Annotated in this window: 18 protein-coding genes and 1 tRNA gene; 6 read left to right on the plus strand and 13 right to left on the minus strand. The window is 69.4% G+C overall.

From position 1 onward, the window contains the following. Positions 1-54: 54 nt before the first annotated feature. The 4 genes from FIF60_RS16685 (at position 55) to FIF60_RS16700 (ending at position 2,476) form a co-directional block, all read left to right on the plus strand. Positions 55-759 carry an ABC transporter permease gene (locus FIF60_RS16685; protein ID WP_239451681.1) on the plus strand — a complete coding sequence of 235 codons (705 nt, stop codon included), beginning with the start codon at positions 55-57 and terminating at the stop codon, positions 757-759. Continuing rightward, the gene (locus FIF60_RS16690) at positions 759-1,481 is read left to right on the plus strand and encodes an ATP-binding cassette domain-containing protein (RefSeq protein ID WP_144299422.1); all 723 of its coding nucleotides are present in this window, start codon (positions 759-761) and stop codon (positions 1,479-1,481) included. Before FIF60_RS16685 ends, FIF60_RS16690 begins: the two co-directional genes overlap by 1 nt. Before the next feature lie 25 nt (positions 1,482-1,506). Next, positions 1,507-2,346 (plus strand): substrate-binding domain-containing protein, encoded by an 840-nt coding sequence (locus FIF60_RS16695; protein WP_144299423.1) that lies wholly within the window; start codon positions 1,507-1,509, stop codon positions 2,344-2,346. A gap of 55 nt (positions 2,347-2,401) precedes the next feature. Further along, a tRNA-Thr gene (locus FIF60_RS16700) sits at positions 2,402-2,476 on the plus strand. 4 nt (positions 2,477-2,480) lie between these two features. Here the strand turns inward: FIF60_RS16700 and FIF60_RS16705 are convergent. Both FIF60_RS16705 and FIF60_RS16710 read right to left on the minus strand, forming a co-directional pair. Further along, positions 2,481-2,993 (minus strand): cupin domain-containing protein, encoded by a 513-nt coding sequence (locus tag FIF60_RS16705; protein WP_144299424.1) that lies wholly within the window; start codon positions 2,991-2,993, stop codon positions 2,481-2,483. After that, positions 2,993-4,306, minus strand: a complete 1,314-nt coding sequence (locus FIF60_RS16710) for an aminotransferase class III-fold pyridoxal phosphate-dependent enzyme (RefSeq protein WP_144299425.1) — start codon at positions 4,304-4,306, stop codon at positions 2,993-2,995. Before FIF60_RS16710 ends, FIF60_RS16705 begins: the two co-directional genes overlap by 1 nt. Positions 4,307-4,518: 212 nt before the next feature. On the opposite strand from FIF60_RS16710, the gene FIF60_RS16715 reads away from it, so the two are divergent. Beyond that, positions 4,519-8,025: an indolepyruvate ferredoxin oxidoreductase family protein gene (locus FIF60_RS16715; protein ID WP_144299426.1), complete on the plus strand. Its 3,507-nt coding sequence runs from the start codon at positions 4,519-4,521 to the stop codon at positions 8,023-8,025. Then, complete coding sequence (locus FIF60_RS16720; protein WP_144299427.1) at positions 8,003-9,148, plus strand: acyl-CoA dehydrogenase family protein; 1,146 nt, start codon at positions 8,003-8,005, stop codon at positions 9,146-9,148. Before FIF60_RS16715 ends, FIF60_RS16720 begins: the two co-directional genes overlap by 23 nt. Here the strand turns inward: FIF60_RS16720 and FIF60_RS16725 are convergent. The 11 genes from FIF60_RS16725 to FIF60_RS16775 all read right to left on the minus strand — a co-directional run. Next, on the minus strand, positions 9,126-11,129 hold the full coding sequence (locus FIF60_RS16725) for an acetyl/propionyl/methylcrotonyl-CoA carboxylase subunit alpha (RefSeq protein ID WP_144299428.1): 2,004 nt from the start codon (positions 11,127-11,129) through the stop codon (positions 9,126-9,128). The genes FIF60_RS16720 and FIF60_RS16725 overlap by 23 nt on opposite strands. A 5-nt stretch (positions 11,130-11,134) precedes the next feature. Then, the gene (locus FIF60_RS16730; RefSeq protein WP_144299429.1) at positions 11,135-12,742 is read right to left on the minus strand and encodes a carboxyl transferase domain-containing protein; all 1,608 of its coding nucleotides are present in this window, start codon (positions 12,740-12,742) and stop codon (positions 11,135-11,137) included. Beyond that, positions 12,739-13,911: an isovaleryl-CoA dehydrogenase gene (locus FIF60_RS16735; protein WP_144299430.1), complete on the minus strand. Its 1,173-nt coding sequence runs from the start codon at positions 13,909-13,911 to the stop codon at positions 12,739-12,741. The genes FIF60_RS16730 and FIF60_RS16735 overlap by 4 nt, the downstream gene beginning before the upstream one ends. Position 13,912: 1 nt before the next feature. Then, positions 13,913-15,184: a phenylacetate--CoA ligase family protein gene (locus FIF60_RS16740; RefSeq protein ID WP_144299431.1), complete on the minus strand. Its 1,272-nt coding sequence runs from the start codon at positions 15,182-15,184 to the stop codon at positions 13,913-13,915. Positions 15,185-15,201: 17 nt separating this feature from the next. Then, entirely contained in the window at positions 15,202-16,047 is an 846-nt protein-coding gene (locus tag FIF60_RS16745) for an ABC transporter ATP-binding protein (protein WP_408869876.1), read from the minus strand. 58 nt (positions 16,048-16,105) lie between these two features. After that, positions 16,106-17,404 (minus strand): ABC transporter substrate-binding protein, encoded by a 1,299-nt coding sequence (locus FIF60_RS16750; RefSeq protein WP_144299432.1) that lies wholly within the window; start codon positions 17,402-17,404, stop codon positions 16,106-16,108. A gap of 75 nt (positions 17,405-17,479) precedes the next feature. Next, positions 17,480-18,550, minus strand: coding sequence for a branched-chain amino acid ABC transporter permease (locus FIF60_RS16755; RefSeq protein WP_144299433.1), 1,071 nt, complete (start codon positions 18,548-18,550; stop codon positions 17,480-17,482). Positions 18,551-18,556: 6 nt separating this feature from the next. After that, positions 18,557-19,450 carry a branched-chain amino acid ABC transporter permease gene (locus FIF60_RS16760; protein ID WP_144299434.1) on the minus strand — a complete coding sequence of 298 codons (894 nt, stop codon included), beginning with the start codon at positions 19,448-19,450 and terminating at the stop codon, positions 18,557-18,559. Beyond that, the gene (locus FIF60_RS16765) at positions 19,447-21,384 is read right to left on the minus strand and encodes a long-chain fatty acid--CoA ligase (RefSeq protein ID WP_144299435.1); all 1,938 of its coding nucleotides are present in this window, start codon (positions 21,382-21,384) and stop codon (positions 19,447-19,449) included. The genes FIF60_RS16760 and FIF60_RS16765 overlap by 4 nt, the downstream gene beginning before the upstream one ends. Then, entirely contained in the window at positions 21,381-22,214 is an 834-nt protein-coding gene (locus FIF60_RS16770; RefSeq protein ID WP_456305156.1) for an ABC transporter ATP-binding protein, read from the minus strand. Before FIF60_RS16770 ends, FIF60_RS16765 begins: the two co-directional genes overlap by 4 nt. A 69-nt stretch (positions 22,215-22,283) precedes the next feature. After that, positions 22,284-23,668 (minus strand): flavin monoamine oxidase family protein (locus FIF60_RS16775; RefSeq protein ID WP_144299436.1); only part of this gene is annotated, 1,385 nt, incomplete at its 5' end.

The following is a 23,668-nucleotide window of genomic DNA, read 5'->3' on the forward strand; positions in this document are numbered from 1 at the left end:
GCGCGTTGACGCAGGCACCTGCCATGCGCAGCTTTGCGCCATGGGGCACAGGGCGTGAACGACCTCTCGGCGGCGTTCGGCACGGCAGTCGGGATGATCGCGGCGGGCGATGCGGCACTGGCCGCGATCGTTCTGCTGTCTCTACGCGTCAGCTTCACGGCGCTCGCCATCGCCGCCTTGGTGGGCCTGCCGCTCGGAGCGCTCCTCGCTGTCGCCCGCTTCCCCGGCCGACGCGCCATCATCGTCGCCCTGAACGCGCTGATGGGCCTGCCGCCGGTGGTCGCGGGGCTGCTCGTCTACCTTGCCCTCTCACGCTCCGGCCCGCTCGGCCCGCTCGGGCTGCTCTTCACCCCCTCGGCGATGATCATCGCCCAGGCGCTGCTGATCACACCGATCCTTGCCGCGCTTGCCCGCCAGGTGCTCGAGACGATGTGGGAGGAATACGAGGAGCAGCTCCGCTCCTTCGGCACCGGCGCCGCCCGCGCCGTGCCGACGCTTCTGTGGGACGGGCGCTTCGCACTGCTCACCGTGCTGCTCGCCGGCTTCGGCCGAGCCTCCGCCGAGGTTGGCGCGGTGATGATCGTCGGCGGCAACATCGAAGGCTTCACCCGGGTGATGACGACGGCGATCGCGCTCGAGACGAGCAAGGGCGACTTGCCGCTCGCCCTCGCGCTGGGCATGATCCTGATGGCGATCGTGGTCACGGTGAACGCGCTTGCGCAGGGCGCGCGCGACACCGCGTCGCGGTGGGCCGGCTGATGCGCAAGCCCGACAGCATCCTGCCCCTCGTCGCCGAAGGCCTCTCCTTCGCAGCGGGCGGCGCCACCATCCTCGAGGACATCAGCCTCTCGATCGAGGCCGGAGGGCCGACCGTGATCATCGGCCCGAACGGCGCGGGCAAGAGCGTTCTGCTGCGCCTCCTTCACGGCCTGCTCGCGCCCAGTGCCGGGACGGTGCGCGACGCGGGCCGCCGCGAGGTGCCGGGACCCGCGCAGGCCATGGTGTTCCAGCGCCCCGTCCTGCTGCGCAGGAGCGCGCTCGCCAACGTGCTCTACCCGCTTCGCCTTGCCGGCGTTCCGCGGGCCGAGCGCGAGGCGAAGGCGCGCGAGGCGCTGGCGCTGGTCGGCCTTGCACAGATGGCGGACAGGCCAGCAAGGCAGCTTTCCGGCGGCGAGCAGCAAAGGCTCGCGCTCGCCCGCGCCGCAGCGCTCGGGCCGGAGCTCCTGTTCCTCGACGAACCCTGCGCGTCGCTCGACCCGGCTGCGACACGCGCGGTGGAGGAGATCGTCGCCGCGCTGGCCGCCCGCGGCACGAAGATCGTGATGACCACGCATGATCTCGGCCAGGCAAGGCGGCTTGCCGGCGAGATCGTGTTCCTGCATCGCGGACGGATCATCGAGCGCGGCGAGGCACCTGCCTTCTTCGCCTCGCCCGCCACGAGCGAAGCGAAGGCCTTCCTCACCGGCGAGCTCATCTGGTGAGCATGCACGGAGGGGCCGTTCCACCATGGCATTGACTGTCCGCAGATCCATCATCGCCGCAGCGTTCGCACTCGCCGTCGCGCCGGCGGTGGTGGCTCAGGAGCGTTCGATCACCGTCGCGAGCACCACGAGCACCGAGCAGTCGGGGCTGTTCGGCCACATCCTGCCCATCTTCACGCGCGAGACCGGCATCGCCGTGCGCGTCGTCGCGCTCGGCACAGGCCAGGCGCTCGATGTCGGCCGGCGCGGCGATGCCGATGTCGTCTTCGTGCATGACCGCGCGGCAGAGCAGCGCTTCGTCGCGGAAGGCTTCGGCGTCGAGCGCAGGCACGTGATGTATAACGACCTCGTCGTCGCAGGCCCGGCCGCAGACCCCGCAGCCATCGCCGGCTCGCGCGACACCGCCGATGCGCTTCGACGTGTCGCCGCGGCCAAGGCGCCGTTCGTCAGCCGGGGCGACCGTTCGGGAACGCACGCGGCGGAGCTTCGCCTGTGGCAGCTCGCCGGCGTCGATCCCGCCACCGGGCGCGGCGCGTGGTATCGCGAGGTGGGCCAAGGCATGGGGCCTGCGCTGAACACGGCGGCGGCCCAGAACGCCTACATCCTCGCCGATCGCGGAACCTGGCTCTCGTTCCGGAACCGCCAGGACCTGGGGATCGTCGTCGAACGCGATGCGCGCCTCTTCAACCAGTACGGCGTGATGCTCGTGAACCCGCAGCGGCACGGGCATGTGAAGGCGGCAGAGGGGCAGCGCTTCATCGACTGGCTCGTCTCCGCAGCCGGGCAGCGCGCCATCGCCGACTACCGGATCGGCGGCGAGCAGCTCTTCTTCCCCAACGCCGCGCAGGCCGAACCCACGTCCTGAGCGTTCCGCCGCGCGCTTGCCTTCCCGGCAGCCGACTCCTAGAAACAGCCCCGGCGCCCGGTTAGCACAGCGGTAGTGCAGCGGTTTTGTAAACCGAAGGTCGGGGGTTCAAATCCCTCACCGGGCACCATTCCTCAGCCTGACGGCGCCTTGCCGGACTGGTCGGCCCAGCCGAACACCGTCCGCCGCTCGATCTCGGCGACGTCGGCGGGCCGGGGGAAGGGCTCGGGCGGGGGCTCCCCTTCCTGGCGCGGGCGCCCTATCGCCTCGAAGAACCGCTCGAGGCCCGACGGCATCAGGAACCACACGAAGGTGAAGGGCTCCGGACCACGGTTGAGGAAGGCGTGCCTGCGCCCCTTGCCGAGGAAGACCGTCGTGCCAGGCACGGCCGGGTGCTCCACCCCGTCGAGCAGCACCGTGGCCGTACCGGAGACGAAATGGATGATCTCCTCGTGCCGGTCATGCGTGTGCTCGCGCACGTGGCAGCCGGGCGCGACCGTCTGCCGCCCCATCGCGAAGGGCGTGTCGCTGTCCACGGTCGAGGGATCGAGAAGGCATTCGACGAAGCCGTTCGCCGGCACGGGCTGCCAGAAGCTGCGCGCCTCGCCTGGCTGGACGACCCGCGCCATGCCCTCAGGCGCATCCATCACAGCGCCTCGCGCAGGACGCGGCCATGCTGGGCCGCGGCATCGGCGACCGCCTCGGCGAAGGCCGCATCGTCGCTCTCCTCCTGCGGCAGGGAGAGGGACACGTAGCCGCGGCGGGCGATGTAGATGCCGCGCGCGAGAAGTGCGAGATGCATCAGCGCGCGCGCCTGCTTCGCATCCGGAACGTCCTCCGGCCGCGCGATCGGGGCATCGGTCGGGTGCAGGCCGAGCATCGAGCCGAAGCCGGTGACGCGCACCGGCGCGCCCGCCGCCTCGGCGGCCGCGTTCACCCTTGCCTTCAGCGCCTCGCCGCGCGCAGTGAGCCGCTCGGCCGCCTCGGGGGTGAAGAGATGCGTCAGCCCCGCAAGCCCAGCCGCCATGGAGGTGACGTTGTTGTTGAACGTTCCGGCATGGGCGAGCGCATCGGGCCGGTAGGGGTCGTAGCGGCCCATCAGGTGCTCGGCCCCGCCGAAGGCCCCGAAGCTGAACCCGCCGCCGAGATACTTGCCGAAGGTCGTGAGGTCGGGCCGCACGCCGAGCCGCCCCTGCATGCCGCCCGGGCCAAGTCGGCTCGTCATCACCTCGTCGAGGATGAGAACGATGCCATGGCGCGTGGCGATCTCCCTCAGCCCATGGATGAACGCAGGATCGGCCGGCAGCGAGCCGCCAGCGCCCATTACCGCCTCGACGATGATGGCCGCGAACGCCGACGGGTCGGGCGCCAGCGTGGCCTCGACGGAGGCCAGATCGTTGTAGCGGGCAAGCGCGAGGTCAAACGGAACGTTCGTGGCCATGCCCGGCTTGAAGACCAGGACGCCACCGTGATAGCCGCCGGAGAAGCCGAGGATGCGCGAGCGGCCCGTGGCGGCGCGGGCTGTGACGAGCGCCATCAGGTTCGCTTCCGTGCCACTGTTGGTGAAGCGGATGCGCTCCACTGAGGGGAAACGTTCCGCGAGCGCGGCGGCGAGCTTCGCCTCGTACATGTTCGGCCCGCCGAGAACGATTCCGTCCTCGATCGCCGCCTTGGCCGCGTCCTGGATCACCTTCGGCGAATGGCCGTAGAGCCCGGCCGAGTACTCGCCGAGATAGTCGCGGTAGGTGTGGCCGTCGAGGTCGGTCAGCGTCGCGCCCACGCCCTTGGCGAAGGCGAGCGGGAACGGCGTGTAATGCAGGACCGTGCGGGTGTTCCCGCCAGGCATCACGGCCGCGGCGGCGGTGGCGCGGGCGCGCGACGCGGGGTTGGCGGCGGTGAAGGCCCGCTCCTCCTCGGCCAGCGCATCCTCGAGCGTCCAGTTGGCGGCGAGCGTGGTCATCCCCGGTCCTCCGTTGCGCGATCCGTAACGGAATGATGGCACGCTGGCCGCGACCGTCCAGGCCCGGCGAAGGGGCGAGCAATACCGTGTCGTGCGATGCGTCGCAGAGGTCTTTATGCTGCGCATCGCCCCCTGACATGGACGCCACATGAGCAGGCCGGTTGGGTTAGCGTTGTTGACCTAAAATGCCGAGGCTGGGAGGCCGTCCGACGATGGACGCAGTGTCAGGCAGGACGCCGATCACGCTCGAGAGCCGCTTCGTGGAGCTCGGCGCCCCCGTCCTGTTGACTGGAACCCAGGCGCTGATCCGCCTGCTGCTCGAGCAGGCGCGGCGCGACCGCGCGGCCGGGCTCGACACGGCGGGGTTCGTATCGGGCTATCGCGGCTCGCCGCTCGGGGGCGTCGACCAGGAGCTGTGGCGGCGTCGCGCACTCCTCGATGCCCATCGGATCAGCTTCGAGCCGGGCATCAACGAGGATCTCGCCGCGACGATGATCTGGGGCACGCAGGAAGCGGCGGCCTTCCCCGGCGCGAAGCACGACGGCGTGTTCGGCCTCTGGTACGGCAAGGGCCCCGGCGTCGACCGCTCGGCCGATGCGCTCCGCCACGTGAATACCTTCGGCACCTCGCGGCACGGCGGCGTGATCGCTGTCGCGGGCGACGACCATGCAGCACAGTCCTCCGTGCTGCCGCACCAGACCGACATGGTGTTCGAGGCGGTGATGATCCCGGTTCTGCAGCCGGCATCCGTGTCCGAGATCGTCCCGCTCGGCCTCGCGGGCTATGCGCTGAGCCGGTTCTCCGGCCTCTGGGTGGCGATGAAGACCATCGCCGAGACGGTCGAGGGCGCGTCCACCCTCGTGGTGCCGGAGGATCATGCCTTCGCCCTGCCGGCGGATTTCGTGGTGCCTCCGCACGGGCTCAATTTCGACCCACGCCTGCAATGGCCGGCCCAGCGTGCCGAGCTCGAGCGCCGGCTCGTCGAGGAGAAGCTTCCGGCGGCGCGGGCCTGGGCGCGCGCGAACAGGCTCGACCGCGTCGTGTTCGGCAGGCCGCGCGCGCCGATCGGGCTCGTGACCACCGGCAAGGCGCATCTCGACGTGCTGCGCGCGCTCGACGATCTCGGCATCCCCCCTGCACGGGCCGAGGCGATGGGCATCGCGCTCTACAAGGTCGCGCTGTCCTGGCCGCTCGAGACGGAGGGGCTCCGCGCCTTCGCGGACGGCAAGCGCGCGCTCCTCGTCATCGAGGAGAAGCGCAGCATCGTCGAGCGCCAGATCCGCGACGCGCTCTACGGGCTTGCGGCAGACCAGCGCCCCGCCATCGCGGGCAAGACAGGGCTCGACGGCGCGCGGCTTCTGCCCGAGGCGGGAGAGCTCGACCCCTTCCTCGTCGCCACCGCCCTTTCGCGGTTCCTTCGCGACATGGGCCATGACGTCGCCGCGCCTTCCCCGCCGCCTGCCTACGCCGCCGCTGCGCTCAAGCGCGCGCCGTTCTTCTGCGCCGGCTGCCCGCACAACACCTCGACCGTGGTGCCCGATGGCTCGATCGCGATGGGCGGCATCGGCTGCCATACCCTCGCTCTCGGCGAGGTCGGCCGGGCGCGTACGGTGACGCAGATGGGCGCCGAGGGGGCGACCTGGGCGGGGCTCAGCCGCTTCACCGAGCTGCCGCATCTCTTCGTCAACATGGGCGACGGCACCTATCAGCACTCCGGGCTGCTTGCGATCCGCCAGGCGGTCGCGGCGAAAACGCGGGTGACCTACAAGATCCTCTACAACAGCGCCGTTGCCATGACCGGCGGCCAGCCGGTCGATGGCGGGCCGAGCGTGGCGCAGGTCGCGCACCAGCTTGCGGCCGAAGGCGTGGGCCGTATCGCCGTGGTGGCGGACGATGCCGCCCGGCTGCCCGCGGCGCGCGACCTGCCTACCGGAACCGAGCGGCACACGCGCGACGCGCTCGATGCCGTGCAGCGGTCGTTCCGCGAGCATGACGGTGTCTCGGCTATCCTGTACGATCAGATCTGCGCGACCGAGAAGCGCCGCAAGCGCAAGCGCGGCGCCGCCGCGGAGGCGCCGACGACGGTGCTGATCAACGACCGCGTCTGCGAGAATTGCGGCGACTGCACCGTGCAGTCGAACTGCGTCGCGATCGAGCCGGTCGAGACAGAATACGGCCGCAAGCGCCGCATCTCGCCATCGGCCTGTAACACCGACCTCTCCTGCCTCAAGGGGTTCTGCCCGTCCTTCGTCACGGTCGCCGGGCCGCGCAGGCACGTGCCCGCGCCGCATCTCGCCGCGCTGGAGGCAAGCCTCGCCGGACGCCTTGCGCCGCCGCCGCCGCGCCCGCTCGCCGGTCCGTGGCGCGCGCTGTTTGCCGGCGTCGGCGGCGGCGGCATCGTGACCACCGGTGCGATCGTCGCGATGGCCGCGCATCTCGAAGGCCGGGCGGTGCGTACCCTCGACTTTACGGGGCTTGCGCAGAAGAACGGCGCGGTCGTCGCGCATGTGCAGATCGCACCCGACGAGACGATGCTCGACGTGCCGCGCGTCCCCGCCGGCCGGGCAGACCTGCTTCTGGCCGGCGATCTCGCCGTCGCTGCCGGGCGCGACGTGCTGCCGCGCGTCTCATCGAAGGGATCGATTGTCGGCAACGCGGCATTGCCGGCGGTTGCGGCGATGGTGCGCGACCCCGACGTGGTGCTCGATGCGGCCGCGCACCGACGCGCGCTTGCCGGCGCGGTGGCCGAAGGGAGCGCCCTCTGGGTCGAATCGACTCGTATCGCCGAGGCGCTGTTCGGGGACGCGATGGCGATGAACACGCTCCTGCTCGGCGCTGCCTGGCAGCGCGGCCTCATCCCTGTCGGCGAGGCGGCGCTGCGCGAGGCGATCGCGCTCAACGGCACAGCGGTCGAGATAAACAATCGCGCTTTCCTCTGGGGCCGCGCCCTCGCGGCCGACCCCTCGCTTGCCGACGCCGTGCTCGGCGCACCGCCTGCGACATCGTCACTGGCCGACCTGGTCGACGCACGCGCGGCCGAGCTCGTTCGGTATCAGGACGAGACGCTTGCCGCTCGCTACCGCGCGCTCGTCGAACGTGCCGCACAGGGCGAGCGGACGGCGCTCGGCGCGGTGGGCGGCTTCGCCTGTGCGGTGGCCGAAGGCTATTTCCACGTGCTCGCAGTGAAGGACGAGTACGAGGTGGCGCGGCTGCATCTCGACGCCGCGGCGCAGGCTCTGCCTGGCGGGGCGGACAGTCCCGCAGCGCTCCGGTTCCATCTTTCGCCGCCCTTGCCTTGGCTTGGGCGCGACCGTGCGACGGGGCGGCGGCGCAAGATCGCCATCTCCGGCACCATCGCCCTTCCGCTTTTCCGCCTTCTCGCCGGCTTCAGGCGCCTGCGCGGCACCTGGCTCGACCCGTTCGCACGGCAGCAGGACAGGCGGCTCGAACGGAGCATGCTCGCGGATTACGAGAGCGACGTCGCGCTCGCCCTCGCCGCGCTGTCTCCCGCGACGGTTGAGGATGCGACCGCACTTGCGCGCCATCCGTTCCGGGTCCGTGGCTTCGGCCCGGTCAAGCAGGCGAGCCACGCAAGCGCGGAACCCGCCCGGCATGCATTGCGCGAGCGGCTCGCCGCGGCCAGAATCACGCCCGACGACAAGCAGAAGCCGCATCGGCCGGGGACGGAGAGTGAGCATGCTCGATCGCACGCCGGGTGACATGGCCGACACGCGTGCCCTCGTTGTCGAGACCGCGCGCGCCTTCGCGCAGGAGAAGCTGGCCCCGGGCGCAGCAGCACGCGCGAAGGCCGGAGCGATCGAACCCGAGATCATCGCCGAGCTCGGCGCGCTCGGCTTCTTCGGCGCGACGATCGCCCCGGACTGGGGTGGTGCGGGCCTCGATACGCTGACCTACGCGATGGCGCTCGAGGAGATCGCGGCAGGCGATGGCTCTGTCTCCACCATGCTTTCCGTCCATAACTCGCCGACCTGCCTGATCCTCGAACGCTTCGGCACGGAGGCGCAGAAGCAGCGCTGGCTCCGGCCGATGGCCTCTGGCGAGGCGGTGTCCTGCTTCGCGCTGACGGAGCCGCAGGCGGGCTCAGACGCATCCGCCCTGCGCACGCGCGCGGTGCGCACCAACAGCGGCTGGGTGATCGACGGCGCCAAGCAGTTCATCTCGAACGGACGCATCGCGAAGCTGTGCGTGCTCTTCGCGGTGACGGACGCGGAGGCGGGCAAGAAGGGCATCTCCTGTTTCATCGTACCGACGGATACCAAGGGCTTCGTCATCGCCCGGCTGGAGGAGAAGCTCGGCCAGCACGCCTCCGATACGTGTGCGATCCATTTCGAGGGGATGGAGGTTCCGGCCGACGCGCTGGTGGGCGCAGAGGGCGAAGGCTATCGCATCGCCCTCTCGACGCTCGAGGCAGGGCGCATCGGCATCGCGGCGCAGAGTCTCGGCATGGCCCGCGCCGCGCTCGACTACGCGATCGCCTATGCGAAGGAGCGCGAGGCATTCGGGGAGAAGATCATCGGTCACCAGGCCGTGCGCTTCCGCCTCGTGGAAGCCAAGACGCGGCTCGAGGCCGCACGGCAGCTCACCCACCATGCCTGCAGGCTGAAGGACGCGGGCGAGCCCTCCCTCGAAGCCGCCTGCATGGCTAAGCTCTATGCCTCCGAGATGGCCGAGGCGGTGTGCTCGGCGGCGATCCAGACGCTCGGCGGCTACGGCTACCTCGCCGACTATCCCGTGGAGCGGATCTACCGCGACGTGCGCGTCTGCCAGATCTACGAGGGCACGTCGGACGTGCAGAAGATCATTCTTGGGCGGATGCTGTAGCGGGCTCGAGCAGCACGAGCTCCATCCCCTCCTCGACCTGGTCTCCGGCGGCCACATCGACGCGCGCGACGGTACCGTCCACAGGTGCGGCGATGCGGAGCTCGGTCTTCATCGCCTCGACGACGACGAGAACCTGCCCGCGCGCCACAACGTCCCCGACCGCGCACTGCACGGAGGCGACGCGCCCGGGAATCGGCGAGGCGACGCGATCGTCACCCGCGACGTCGCCCCGCGCGGGCTCGAGCGCGTCGACGATGCCGATCCTCCACCGGCCCTGCCCAGGCAGGGTGACGGTGACGGCGCCGGGCGAGCGGAGAACGGTCGCCGCGGCCTCGGTATCATCGATGCGGATACGGAACGCGCCATCCCGCCCGTCGCGACGCCAGGAGAGCGCGTGCTCCTCTCCCTCCAGCCGCGCCATGACGCCCGCGCTGCGATAGGCGAGCGGGACCTCGATCTCCCGCCCGTCGGCATGGAGCCGCAGCACCCTCCGTGCCGCACCGAACAGCCGCCAGCCTTCGCGCATCTCCCACGGGCTCGCGGGGTCGGCTGCGCTGGCAGCAGGCTGCCTGCGTTCGGCGTCGATCACGGCCGCGACCGCGGCAAGCAGGGCGCGCTTCGGCGCCGGCCGAGGCGGGGCGAGCACCTGCGCCTCATGCTCGGCGAGGAAGGTGGTCGCCGGCGCCGCAGCGGCGAATGCCGGAACGGCGAGAATCGCGCGCAAGGCGTCGAGATTGGTCGCGACACCATCGACCTCGGTCGCATCGAGCGCCGAGCGGAGGCGCGCGATCGCGTCGTCACGCGTCGCGCCATGGGCGATGATCTTCGCCACCATCGAATCGTAGAAGGGCGTCACCGCATCGCCTTCCCGCACGCCGGTATCGACGCGTATGCCTTCCCCCTCAGGCATCACGAAGCGCGAGAGCCGCCCCACGGCAGGCCGCCAGCCCGCGCGCGGCTCCTCCGCGCAGAGCCGCACTTCGATCGCGTGGCCAGACAGCGAAGGTTCGGCGCCGAAGGGAAGCTTCTCTCCCGAAGCGATCCGAAGTTGCCAGGCGACGAGATCGAGCCCCGTGATCGCCTCCGTCACAGGATGCTCGACCTGAAGCCGCGTATTCATCTCCATGAAGAAGAAGCGATCGCCCTCGGCGATGAACTCGACCGTTCCGGCATTGACGTAGCCGACGGCCTTCGCGGCTGCGACGGCGGCCTCGCCGAGTGCCGCGCGCATGGCATCGGGGAGGAACGGCGCAGGCGCCTCCTCGACGATCTTCTGATGCCGGCGCTGGATCGAGCAGTCGCGGCTCGAGAGCGCGAGCGTGGCGCCGTGCGAATCGGCGAGCACCTGCACCTCGATGTGCCGCGGCCGGGCTAGATACTTCTCGACCAGAACCCGATGGTCGCCGAACGCGGCCTCGGCCTCGCGCTGCGCTGACCAGAGCGCCTCGGCGAACCCGCCCTCGCGCTCGACGACGCGCATGCCCCGCCCGCCGCCTCCGGCCGAGGCCTTGATGAGAACGGGATAGCCGATGCGCGCCGCTTCCTCCGCGAGCAGGGAAGGCTCCTGGTCCTCGCCGTGATAGCCGGGGACGAGCGGCACGCCGGCCGCGGCCATCAGCGCCTTCGCCGCCGCCTTGCCGCCCATCGCGCGCATGGCCGATGCGGAAGGTCCGACGAAGGCGATGCCGGCTGCAGCGCAGGCCTCGGCGAAGAGCGGGTTTTCGGACAGGAATCCGTAGCCCGGGTGGATCGCCTCGGCGCCCGTGCGCTTCGCCGCCTCGATGATGCGCTCGACGCGGAGATAGCTTTCGGACGCGGGGGCGGGACCGATGGCGATCGCCTCGTCGGCCATCGCGACATGCATCGCGCCAGCATCGGCCTCGGAATGGACGGCGATGCAGCGCAGTCCCATCGCCCGCGCCGTGCGGAACACGCGAACGGCGATCTCTCCCCGGTTGGCGACGAGGACGGAGCGGAACATCGCCCTTACATCCGGAACAGGCCGAAGCGCGTCGGCCCGATCGGTGCGTTCAGCGCGGCGGAGAGCGCGAGCCCGAGAACATCGCGCGTGCGCGCCGGCGGGATAATTCCGTCATCCCAGAGCCTTGCCGTGGCGTAGTAGGGGCTGCCCTCGCGCTCGTACTTCTCGCGGATCGGCGTCTTGAACGCCTCCTGCTCCGCCTCCGGCCAGGTTTCGCCGCGGGCGGCCATCGCATCGGCCCGGATGGTGGCCAGCACGCTCGCGGCCTGCTCGCCGCCCATCACGCTGATCCGGCTGTTCGGCCAGGTGAACAGGAACCGGGGCGAATAGGCGCGGCCGCACATGCCGTAGTTTCCCGCCCCGAACGAGCCGCCGATCAGCACCGTGAACTTCGGCACCGCGGTGGTGGCGACGGCGGTGACGAGCTTCGCGCCATCCTTGGCGATGCCGCCCGCCTCGTACTTCCGCCCCACCATGAAGCCCGCGATGTTCTGCAGGAACACGAGCGGGATGCCGCGCTGGCTGCACAGCTCCACGAAATGCGCGCCCTTCAGCGCACTCTCGCTGAACAGGATGCCGTTGTTGGCGACGATGCCGACGGGGTAGCCCCAGACATGCGCGAAGCCGCAGACGAGGGTGGATCCGTAGCGGTGCTTGAACTCGTCGAGCTCCGAGCCGTCGACGATGCGCGCGATCACTTCGCGCACGTCATGGGGCGTGCGCGTGTCCGGCGGAACGATTCCGGCGAGCTCGGCAGGGTCATGGGCCGGCGGCCGAGGCGCGCGGAGGGGAAGCGACACGTGCTTGGCAGAGCCGAGATGCGCGACGACCCGGCGCGCGAGGCCGAGTGCATGCGCATCGTCGTTCGCCATGTGGTCGGCCACGCCGGAGATGCGCGTGTGCACATCCGCTCCGCCGAGATCCTCCGCGGTGACGACCTCGCCCGTCGCTGCCTTCACGAGCGGGGGGCCGGCGAGGAAGATCGTGCCCTGCTCGCGCACGATGATGCTCTCGTCGCACATCGCCGGAACATAGGCGCCGCCTGCCGTGCAGCTTCCCATCACCACAGCGATCTGCGGGATGCCGGCGGCCGACATCTGCGCCTGGTTGTAGAAGATGCGGCCGAAATGGTCACGGTCGGGGAAAATCTCGTCCTGGTTCGGCAGGTTGGCCCCGCCGCTGTCGACGAGGTAGATACAGGGGAGCCGGTTCGCCTCGGCGATCTCCTGCGCGCGAAGGTGCTTCTTCACCGTCAGCGGGTAGTAGCTGCCGCCCTTCACCGTCGCGTCGTTTGCGACGATGACGCATTCCCGCCCTGACACCCGGCCGATGCCGGTGATCATCCCGGCAGCCGGAACCTCGCCGCCATACATCCCATAGGCCGCCAAGGGCGAGAGCTCGAGGAAGGGCGTGCCGGGGTCGAGAAGCGCCTCGACACGATCACGCGGCAGCAGCTTGCCGCGAGAGAGATGCCTCTGCCGGGCCGTTTCCGGCCCGCCGAGCGAGGCTTCCGCGATGCGCTGCTCGAGTTCGGCGAGCGCCGCGCCGTTCGCCTCGGCGTTTCGGCGGAACGCCTCCGAGCGGGTGTCGACGCTGGAGGGAAGGACGCTCACGCGGTCTCGCGGAACAGCTCGCGCCCGATGAGCATGCGCCTGATCTCGCTCGTGCCCGCGCCGATCTCGTAGAGCTTGGCGTCGCGGAGCAGCCGCCCCGTCGGATACTCGTTGATGTAGCCGTTGCCGCCGAGAAGCTGGATCGCGTCGAGCGCCATCTTCGTCGCCGCTTCCGCGGCGTAGAGGATCGCGCCGGCGGCGTCCTTGCGCGTCACCCGCCCGCGGTCGCAGGCCTGGGCGACAGCGTAGACGTAGGCACGACAGGCGGAGAAGCTCGTGTACATATCGGCGATCTTGGCCTGCACGAGCTGGAACTCACCGATCGCCTGGCCGAACTGCTTGCGCTCGTGCACGTATGGAAGGACCACATCCATGCAGGCCTGCATGATGCCAAGCGGACCGGCAGCGAGCACCGCGCGCTCGTAGTCGAGCCCGCTCATCAGAACGCGCACGCCGCCGCCGACGCGGCCGAGCACGTTCTCCTCCGGCACCTCGACATCCTCGAACACGAGCTCGCTCGTCGGGCTGCCGCGCATGCCGAGCTTGTCGAGCTTCTGCGCGGGCCGGAATCCCTTGAACCCGCGCTCGACGATGAAGGCGGTGATGCCGTCCTTGCCTGCCGTCGGGTCGGTCTTGGCGTAGACCACCAACGTCTCGGCATAGTGCGCGTTGGTGATCCACATCTTCGTGCCGTTCAGCACGAAGCGGTCGCCGCGCTTCTCTGCGCGCAGCGTCATCGAGACGACGTCGGACCCCGCGCCTGGCTCGCTCATCGCCAGCGCGCCGAGATGCTCGCCGCTGATCAGCTTCGGCAGGTAGCGGCGCTTCTGTTCCTCCGAACCGTTCAGCTTGATCTGGTTGATGCAGAGGTTCGAGTGGGCGCCGTACGAGAGGCCGACGGAGGCGGAAGCGCGGCTCACCTCCTCCATCGCCACGCAATGGGCGAGATAGCCGAGCCCCGCCCCGCCAAGCTCCTCGCCCACCGTGATGCCGTGCAGGCCGAGCGCGCCCATCTCCGGCCAGAGATGGCGGGGGAACTCGTCGGTCCGGTCGATCTCGGCGGCGAGCGGGGCGATACGGTCCTCCGCGAAGGAGCGCACGCTCTCGCGCAGCATGGCGATCTCCTCGCCATGATCGAACTCGAGCGCGGTGAGCCGATTCGGGATCATCTCATTCCACCTTGCGAAGGTCGTCGATGACCTTGCCGTCATTCGGCAGCGAGCCAGGCGCGTGCAGCTCGACGTCGCCACGGAGCTTCGTCACCCCCTGCAGCGCCTCGGCGAGCTTGGCGGCAAGCCCCTCCTGCTCGCCTGCCGCCTCGACGCGAAGCGCCATCGTATCGGCATCACCCTTGCGGTCGATCACGAGGCGCATGCGGCCCAACCCAGGGAAGCGGCGGGCGAGATCGGCGATCTGCTCGGGGCGGACGAACATGCCCTTCACCTTTGCCGCCTGGTCAGCCCGGCCCATCCAGCCGCGGATGCGCGTATTTGTCCGCCCGCAGGACGACTGGCCTGGCAGCACGGCGGAGAGGTCGCCGGTCGCGAAGCGGATCAACGGGTATTCGGGGACAAGCAGCGTCACCACCACCTCGCCGACCTCGCCATCCGGCACCGGTTCTCCCGTTCCGGGGCGGACGATCTCGACCAGCACGTGCTCGTCGAGGATCATGCCCTCGCGCGCCTCGCTCTCATACGCGACGAGGCCGAGATCGGCCGTGCCGTAGCTCTGCAGCACGATGAGCCCGCGCTCGGCGTACCAGGAGCGGAGTGCCTGGGTATATGCGCCCCCCGTCACGTGGCCGCGGCGAAGCGTGGTGAGATCGAGGCCGAGCTCGTCCCCCTTCTCGAGGATCGCCCTCAGGAACTCAGGCGTTCCGGCGTAGCAGTGGCTTCGCAGATGTGCGATGGCCCTCGCCTGCTGCTCGAGATTTCCCGGGCCTGCCGGAACCACCGCCGAGCCGAGCGCGCGGGCGCCGGATTCCATCATCGCGCCTGCGGGCGTGAAGTGATAGGCGAAGGTATTGTGCAGGATCTGCCCCGAGCGAAGCCCCGAGGCGAAGAGCGCGCGGGCGAAGCGGAAGAAGTCCCGCCCTGGCGCCTCGGGGTCGTAGATCGGGCCGGGGCTGACGAAGATGCGCGCGAGCCGGCCTGGCGGGATGGCGATCAGCTCGCCGAAGGGCGGCCGGCCGGCCTGGAGCGGGACGAGGTCGGACTTGCGCGTCAGCGGCAGGGCGGCGAGCGCCGCCCGGTTCGAGACCTGGTCTGGCTCCACATGCTGCAGCACGCGGGCGTAATAGGGCGCCTGGGCGCGGGCCTGCGCGACATGCGCGGACAGCGCGGCCATCAGCGCTTCCTCGCGTGCCTCCTCGTCGCGCGTCTCGAGAACGTCGAAGTACTCGCCTTCGCGCCGCCGCCTCACTACCGTCGCGCCAAGTCCCATTCCGCCATCACCTCCGGTCAAAGCCAGCGTTTGCGGCGCTTGTAGCTCTTGAGGTTGCGGAAGCTCTTCCGCTCGGCCCCATGCCCGCCGAGATAGAATTCCTTCACGTCCTCGTTGTCGGCAAGCGCCTCGGCGGTGCCGTCGAGCACGACCTTGCCCTGCTCCATCACGTAGCCGTAGCTCGCGACCGACAGCGCCATCCGCGCATTCTGCTCGACGAGCAGGATGGTGATGCCGAGGTCCCGGTTCAGCCGACGGATGATGCCGAACACCTCCTTCACGAGAAGGGGCGAGAGGCCCATCGAGGGCTCGTCCATCAGGATGAGCTTCGGCCGCGCCATCAGCGCACGCCCGATCGCGAGCATCTGCTGCTCGCCCCCCGAGAGATAGCCCGCGAGGCCGGTACGCTCGCGCAGCCGGGGGAAGTAGGAGAACACGCGATCGATATCGCTCTTCACCTCGCCATCGGAGCGCGTGAAGGCACCGAGGCGGAGGTTCTCGATGCAGGTCATGTCGGCGATGATCCGCCGGCCCTCCATTACCTGGAAGATGCCCTTCCGCACGATGCGGTCCGGGTCGATGCCGTTGATGCGCTCGCCGGCGAAGGTCACGTCGCCACGCGTGATCGCGCCTTCCTCGGTCTTGAGAAGCCCGCTGATCGCCTTCAGCGTCGTCGACTTTCCCGCGCCGTTCGCGCCGAGCAGCGCGACGATGTGCCCCTCCGGAACCTTGAGCGACAGGCCGCGCAGGACGAGGATCACGTCGTTGTAGACGACCTCGATGTTGTTGACCTCGAGCAGGCTCGGCAGCGTATCGACGAGCCTCGGCGCGCGCGGCGCCGCGGTGTCGGCGCGCTGGTCCATCACCGCGCCCCGAGGACGCGGGCGGCGGGTTGCCCCGCCGCCCTGACGCCCCGCTGGCTCACCAGCCGAGCCACTCGCGCTTGCGCTCGAGCTCGATCGTCGCGATCTGCTCGATCTTCATCGTGCCAGCGGCCATCAGCTCCGCCACCGAGCCCTGTGCCGTGTTGCCCGACACCGACGCGCGATAGAGCGCGACGCGCATCGTCCCGCGATGGTCTTCCACCGTGAAGGTCGAGGGGTTGCACACCCCCTCGAACCCGCTCGGCACCCAGTTCTGCCGCGCATAGAAGCCCTCGCGGATACGGTCGCCCGTCACCTGCCCGCCATTGGCCGCGGCGGTTTCCATCGCCTCGACCATCAGCATCGCGCTGCACACCCCAGCGAGGTAGTGCACCGGCCGGTACGCGTTGCCCGCCTGGTCGGACACGCGGCTGATCTGGCGCACCGTCTCCATGCCCGGCGCATTGCCGCCCCACACCGCGGCGGTGCGGACGGGGAACACAACGCCGTTCGCGGCCGTACCGGCGGCCTTCATGGCGTTCTCGTCCATCCCCCAGACATTGCCGAGGAACTGCACCTCCACCCCCGCCGTCTGGCAGGCGCGGAGAACGGAGATGTTCGAGCCGGCCGTGTTGCCGAGATAGGCGTAGTTCGCGCCGCCGTTCTTCAGCGTCAGGCATTGCGCGGTGAAGTCGCCGGGCGTCAGCGCGAACTGGATCGCGGGCAGGACATCGAAGCCGAGCTCGCGCGCGAGCGTCTCGCCCGCCTCCTTGGGCGAGTTCGGGTAGGGGTGGTTCGCGCCCATGTGGACGTATTTCGGCCGCCCCTCGCGTCCCTTCTTCTTCCAGTCATCCGCCGCCCACTGGATCATCGCGCGCAGCGCATCGGAGTAGGAGGGGCCATAGAAGAAGTTGAACGGCGCCGCCTTGTCCGCCTTCGGCGCGCGGCCCGTCGGGTCGGTCAACGCGGCGGAGTAGGAGGCGGAGATGTAGGGAATGCGGTCACGCGTGACGAAGGCGATCAGCGCCTCCGTGTCCGCCGTGCCCCAACCCTGGATGGCGACGACGCGCTCGCGATTCGTCCAGGCCTGGTACTGGGCGATGGCGCGCGGCGCCTGGTAGCCGTAGTCGAAGCCGAGGACATTGAGCTGGCGCCCGGCGACGCCGCTGCGCGACCGGTTCACCCAGGCGAGCGCATCCGCGACCCCCTGGCCGTAGGGCACGCCGACATCCGAGGTCGCGCCCGAATTGTCCATCAGATGCCCGACAGGGACCCGGTTCTGCGCCTCCGCCGTTCCCGCCGCGGCAATCAGCGCACCGCCGAGCAGGGCCGCCCGCAATCCACCCCAATGACGCATCTCTTCCCTCCTTGTCTCGGCCCGGGTCCCCTGACCCCGGCCGCTGGCCGCTTCATGCGGCATCGTGTCGCAACACTAGTGCGAGAACGGATAGAGCTTCCAGTATGCCTTGATCTGCCGCCAGCGATGGGCGAGCCCATCCGGCTCGAAGATCAGGAACAGGACGATCGCCGCGCCGATCGCCATCTCGCGGATGAACGAGATCGCACCGGCGAGGCCAAGCGCACGGTCGATCGCGCTGCCCGAGAGGATGTCCACTGCCGTCTGCACCACCTCGGGCAGCAGCACCATGAACACGGCACCCATCATCGAGCCCATGACGCTGCCTAAGCCCCCGATGATGATCATGGCGAGGAACTGGATGGAGAACACGATGTTGAACGCCTCGACGGAGACGAACAGCAGGTAGTGGGCGTAGAGCGCGCCGCCGATGCCGGCGTAGAAGCTCGAGATGCCGAACGAGAGGGTGCGGTAGTAGGTGAGGTTGATCCCCATCATCTCGGCCGAGAGGTAGTGGTCGCGCACCGCGACGAGCGCGCGGCCATCCCGCGTGCGCATGAGGTTCGCAGCGAACAGGAACATCACCACGACATAGGCGAGAACGACGTAGAAATAGGTCTCGTTCGTGTCGAAGGAGAAGCCGAACAGGGAGAACGGCTTCGTCACCTGCCCCGCCACGCCTCCGGTGAACCAGCGGGCCCTGGCGAAGAAATCCTCGATGATGAACTGCGCCGCCAGCGTCGCGATCGCGAGGTAGAGCCCCTTCAGCCGCGCCGCAGGAAGTCCGAACACCATGCCGACGGCGGTGGTCATCAGCCCGGCAAGCGGGATGGAGAAGAACACCGGCACGCCCTTGTCGACCAGGAAGGCAGAGGAGAAGGCGCCGACGCCGAAGAACGCCGCGTGGCCGATGGAGATCTGCCCGGTGAAGCCGACGAGGATGTTGAGCCCGAGCGCGGCGATGCCGAGATAGCCCGCCTGGATCATCAGGCTCAGGAGATAGCGGTCACCGGTCAGCGGGGCGAGGCAGAGCAGCGCGACGGAGCCGACCGCGACTGCGCGCGAGACCTTCGTAGGGAAGATCGTCGTGTCGTCGCGGTAGCTCTCGCGGAAATCCCCGCTCGGCGTGAGGGCAATGCCTGCCACGATGCTCTACACCCGCTCGATGTTCTTCGTGCCGAACAGCCCGTACGGCTTGATCATCAGGATGATGATCAGCACGTAGAACGGCGCGATCTGGAACATGTTGCCCCAGTTCAGGAACTCGCTGTCGAAGAAGTGAGCGACGTTCTCGAGCACGCCGACGATCAGCCCGCCCAGCACCGCGCCGACGACGCTGTCCAGCCCGCCGAGGATGACGGCGGGGAACACCTTGATGCCGTAGAACGACAGCGCCGAGGACACGCCGTTCACTACCCCGACGACGACGCCGGCGACGGCGGAGACCACCGCGCTGATCGCCCAGGACATGGCGAAGACCTGCCGCACGGAGATGCCGAGCGACTGCGCGACCTGCTGGTCGAACGCGGTCGCGCGCATCGCGAGCCCATGCTTGGAGACGGTGAAGAACCAGCCGAACCCCGCCATGATCAGCACGGAGATCGCGAGCGAGAGGAGATACACGCTCTGCACCTCGAGGCCGGCGATGTTCACCCGCTCGGTCGCGAAGATTTGCGGGAAGGGCTGGGCGAACACGCCGAACATCCACTTCATCAGGGCCTGGAAGAAGATCGAGAGCCCGATCGTAACCATGATGACGCTGATCACCGGCTCGCCGATCAGCGGCCGCAGCACCACCACCTGCAGCACCAGGCCGAAGATCGTCATGAAGGCGAGGGTGATCAGGAAGCCGAGGAAGAACGGCATCTGGAACGTCGTCAGAAGCCACCAGCATGCCCAGGCGCCGACGAGCAGGAACTCGCCCTGCGCGAAGTTCACCACCTGGCTCGCCTTGTAGATCAGCACGAAGCTCATCGCGACCACGCCGTAGAGCGCGCCGACGATCAGCCCGTTCAGGGTGAGCTGGAAGAGCAGTTCCCAGTTCATGCAGCCTCCGGCTCGCGTGCGTGGGCAGGACCTGGCAGCAGGTCGATCACCGCGAGGGTGGTGCGGATGCGCTGTGTGGTGCCGTCCTGGAACTTGATGACGGTATCGACCGGAATGGCGGGCCTGCCGCCGTAGATCGCGTCGATGATCTCGCCGTACTTTTGCGCGATGACACCGCGGCGCACCTTGCGCGTGCGGGTGAGCTCGTCGTCATCGGCATCGAGCTCCTTATAGAGGAGAAGGAACTTGCGGATGCGCTGCGCCTCCGGCAGCCCCGCATTCACCGCCTCGACCTCCTTCTTCAGGAGTGCTGCCACCTCCGGCTTGGCGGAGAGGTCGGTGTAGGTGGTGAAGGAGATCCTCTGCCGCTCCGCCCATTTCGACACGACGGGATAGCGGATGCAGATCATCGCGGCGAGGAAGTCGCGCCCGTCGCCGAGGATCACGGCTTCGGCCACGTACGGGCTGAACTTCAGCTTGTTCTCGATGAATTGCGGGCTGAACCGGCTTCCGCCGGCGGTCGTCGCGATGTCCTTGATGCGGTCGATGACGACGAGCTGGCCGCGCTTGTCGAAATACCCTGCATCGCCGGTGTACAGCCAGCCATCCCGCAGGTCGCCCGCGCCTTCGTCCGACCGGTAGTAGCCGGAAAAGCGGTTCGGGTGGCGCGTGACGATCTCGCCGACGCCGTTCGCGTCGGCGCCGTCGATGCGCACCTCGATCTCCTCGTTGAACGGCACGCCGACGGTGTTGAAATCCACCTCGCCCTCCCGGTGGAGCGTGTACGCGCCCAGCAGTTCCGTCTGGCCGTAGAGCTGGCGAAGCGGAACGCCGAGGGCGAGGAAGAAGCGAAACGTGTCGGGCCCGAGTGCCGCGCCGCCGGTGGCGGCGGAAGTGATGCGGCTGAAGCCGAGGCGATCGCGCAGCGCGCGGAACAGGAGCGCGTCGGCGAGCGGCGAGCGCTTGCCGGAATCGAGCGCGGCGAGGCCGAGCTTCATGCCGTAGTCGAACATACGCCGCTTGAACGGCGAGGCATCCATGATGCGCGCGCGCACATCGGCCGCGAGCTGTTCCCAGAGCCGTGGCGCGAAGAGAACGAAGGTCGGCCCGATCTCGCGGAAATCGGCGAGCATCGTCTCGGGTTCCTCGACGAAGTTCACCTTCATGCGCGAAAGCAGCGCGAAGCCGAGCGCGTAGACCTGCTCCATGATCCATGGCAGCGGCAGCACGGAGACGTACTCATCCTCCGGCCCCTTCGGGTCTGCCCCGAGATAGGCAGCACAGTGGCGGATGAGGGCACCGGAGGTCAGCATCGCGAGCTTGGGCCGCGCCGTCGTGCCGGAGGTCGTGCAGAGGATGGCCACCGCCTCGCCATCTCCCGCCCCGACGATGCCGTCATAGAGGCCGGGCTCCGCCACGTGCGCCGCCTCGCCGCGTGCGATGAGTGCTGCGAGCGGCATCAGCCGCGGATCGTCGTATTTCCGCATCCCGCGCGGATCGGCGAACACGATGTGGCGCAGACCCGGCGTGCGCTCGCCCATCGCCAGAAGCTTGTCGACCTGCTCCTCGTCCTCGGCGAGCACGACAGACACCTCTGCGTGGGCGAGCAGGTAGGCCACCTCGTCGTCGAGCGCGTCGCGGTAGATGCCGAGGCTCATCGCGCCCACGGCGTGCGTGGCGATCTCGCCCATCACCCAGTCGGGCCTGTTGTCGCCGATCAGCCCCACGGCATCGCCTGGCTTGACGCCGAGCGTGCGCAGGCCGAGCGCGATCGCGCGCGTGCGGGCGTGGTATTCGGCCCAGGTGATGGTGCGCCAGATGCCGAAATCCTTCTCGCGCAGCGCCGTCTCGCCGCCATGCTCGCGCGCGTGCAGGGCAAGCAGTTTCGGCAGCGTGTCGTAGCGGCGCGTGTCAGGCAGCGGGTGGCGCGTCATGACACGGCGTCGGCCTCGTCGGTGACGACCTCGTCGGCCTCGCCGAGATAGGCGCGGCGCACATGCTCGTTGGCCATCACCTCCTCGGGCATGCCCTCGGCGATCTTCTTGCCGAAATCGAGCACCATCACGCGGTGCGAAATGTCCATCACCACGCCCATGTCGTGCTCGATCATGATCACCGTCATCCCCCATTCCTCGTTGAGGTCGACGATGAAGCGGGCCATGTCCTCCTTCTCCTCGAGGTTCATCCCTGCCATCGGCTCATCGAGCAGGATGAGCTTGGGCTTGAGGGCCACGGCGCGGGCGAGCTCGACGCGCTTGCGCAACCCGTAGCTCAGCGTTCCGGCCTGGGCCTTGCGCACGTGCTGGATCTCGAGGAAGTCGATGATGTCCTCGACCTCGCGGCGATGCGCGAGCTCCTCCTTCTGCGCGCCGCCGAGCCAGTACACCATCCCGGTGAGGAAGCCGTGCCGCAGCAGGTGGTGGCGGCCGACCATGATGTTGTCGAGCACGCTCATGTGCCCGAACAGGGCGAGGTTCTGGAAGGTGCGCCCGATGCCGAGGCCCGCGCGCGCATTGGGCTTCAGCGCGGTGATGTCGCGCCCCTCGAAGCGGATGCTGCCCTCCGTCGGCCGGTAGCGGCCGGAGATGCAGTTCACCATCGAGGTCTTGCCCGCGCCATTGGGACCGATGATCGAGAAGAGCTCGCCCGGGCGGACGGCGAAGGACACGTCCGTCAGCGCGCGGACGCCACCGAAGCGCAAGGAGACTTGCGCGGCCTCGAGCATCGGCGTGCCCACCACCAGAACGTCTCCCCTGCGCGTCACTCGTCGTTGCCTGAGCGATTTTCCCCGCAAGCTTACCGGCGCGGAGAAGCGCGCCGCAAGCAAGCTCGCTCAGGCGACACGCGCGAGGATGGCCTCCGCGGCGAGGCGCCCGGTCTCCGCCCCGCCGTTCATGTAGCCGGAGTATTTCTCGCTCATGTGCTCTCCCGCGAAGAACACCCCGCCCGAAGGCGCGAAGGCGCCCGAGAGGCCGTACCACTGGCCCGGGCGGAAACAGGAATAGGACCCGCCGACATAGGGGTTGGAGGGCCAGTGCATGCGCTCGCCCCTGCCGGCGAAGGCCGCGGCCGCACCGGGGAAGGCGCTGTCGAGCCTCTGGCATACCTCGCGCGCCCGTGCCTCGGGCGCACCCCGCCCGAAGCCTCGCCCCACCTCGCCGCCTGCGAAGATCGTGAGCGCCCCCGCCCCGCCCGAGCCAGGCGCGGCATGGTCCTCCCAGCAGGTCTGGAAGCCGAGATCGTTCAGGCACTCCCCGCTCGCGCCCTGCCCCCGCCAGGGGCGCGCGGAGACGGCGGCGAACAGCTTGGCGTTCGTGCCATAGCCAAGGTCGCGGATCGCCCGCCGCGTCAGCCCGGGAAGCGGCACGGCGAGCTCGACCGCCCGCAGCGTGGTCAGCGGAATGGCGATGACGACGAGATCGGCCACGACGTCGCGCCCGCTCACGGTGAGCCTGTAGCGCCGCCCGTCCTGCCGCAGCGCCTCGAGCCTCTGGCCGCTACGGATGCGGGGGCCGAGCTTCTCCGCGATCGCGCGCGGAAGCCTGTCGTTCCCGCCAGTGATCTGGAAGCGCTGGTCGGAGGAAAAGAGGCCGTTCTTCGGCTCGGCGGGATCCGGGGCGAAGGCCTCGATGAGGTAGAGCGAGGACATCTGCCCTGGCTCGGAGCCCATCTCCTGCGTCAGCCCGACGTCGAGAAGGGTGCGGAGCCAGCCGGACACGCCGAGACGGTCCATCAGCTCGGCGGAGGAGACGCGGTCCTCGCGCGCCTTCGCCTCGTCATCGGCCTCCTTCAGAGGCGCAAGGCGCGATACCAGTTCGCGCGCGGCCTCGGCGATCTCGGCGAGGCTCCGCTTCCGGCCGTCGATGAAATAGGTCGTCGACAGCTCGCCATCGGGCGGCTCGGCGCCGTCCGCGAGCTCGAGAGCGAATTCCTTGGCGAGCGCGAGCATGTCCTCGTGCTCGGTGTTGATGAAGCTGCCGCCGAGCTCGACGAGCGTTCCCTCGCCGACCGACCCGCGCCCGGTGATCACCCGCCCGCCGATTCGCCGGTTCGCCTCGTAGACGGTCACGTCCGCCACCCCCGCCTCGACGAGCCTGTGCGCGCAGACGAGGCCGGCGAGGCCGGCGCCGATCACGGCGACGCGCAGGTCGCGCCGGGGCTGCGCGAGCGCGGGGAGCGTGGCGGTTGCCAAGGCGCCGGCCAGCGCCGCGCGGCGGG

The sequence above is a fragment of the Elioraea rosea genome, assembly GCF_007644105.1.
Taxonomy (GTDB): Bacteria; Pseudomonadota; Alphaproteobacteria; order Acetobacterales; family Acetobacteraceae; genus Elioraea_A; species Elioraea_A rosea.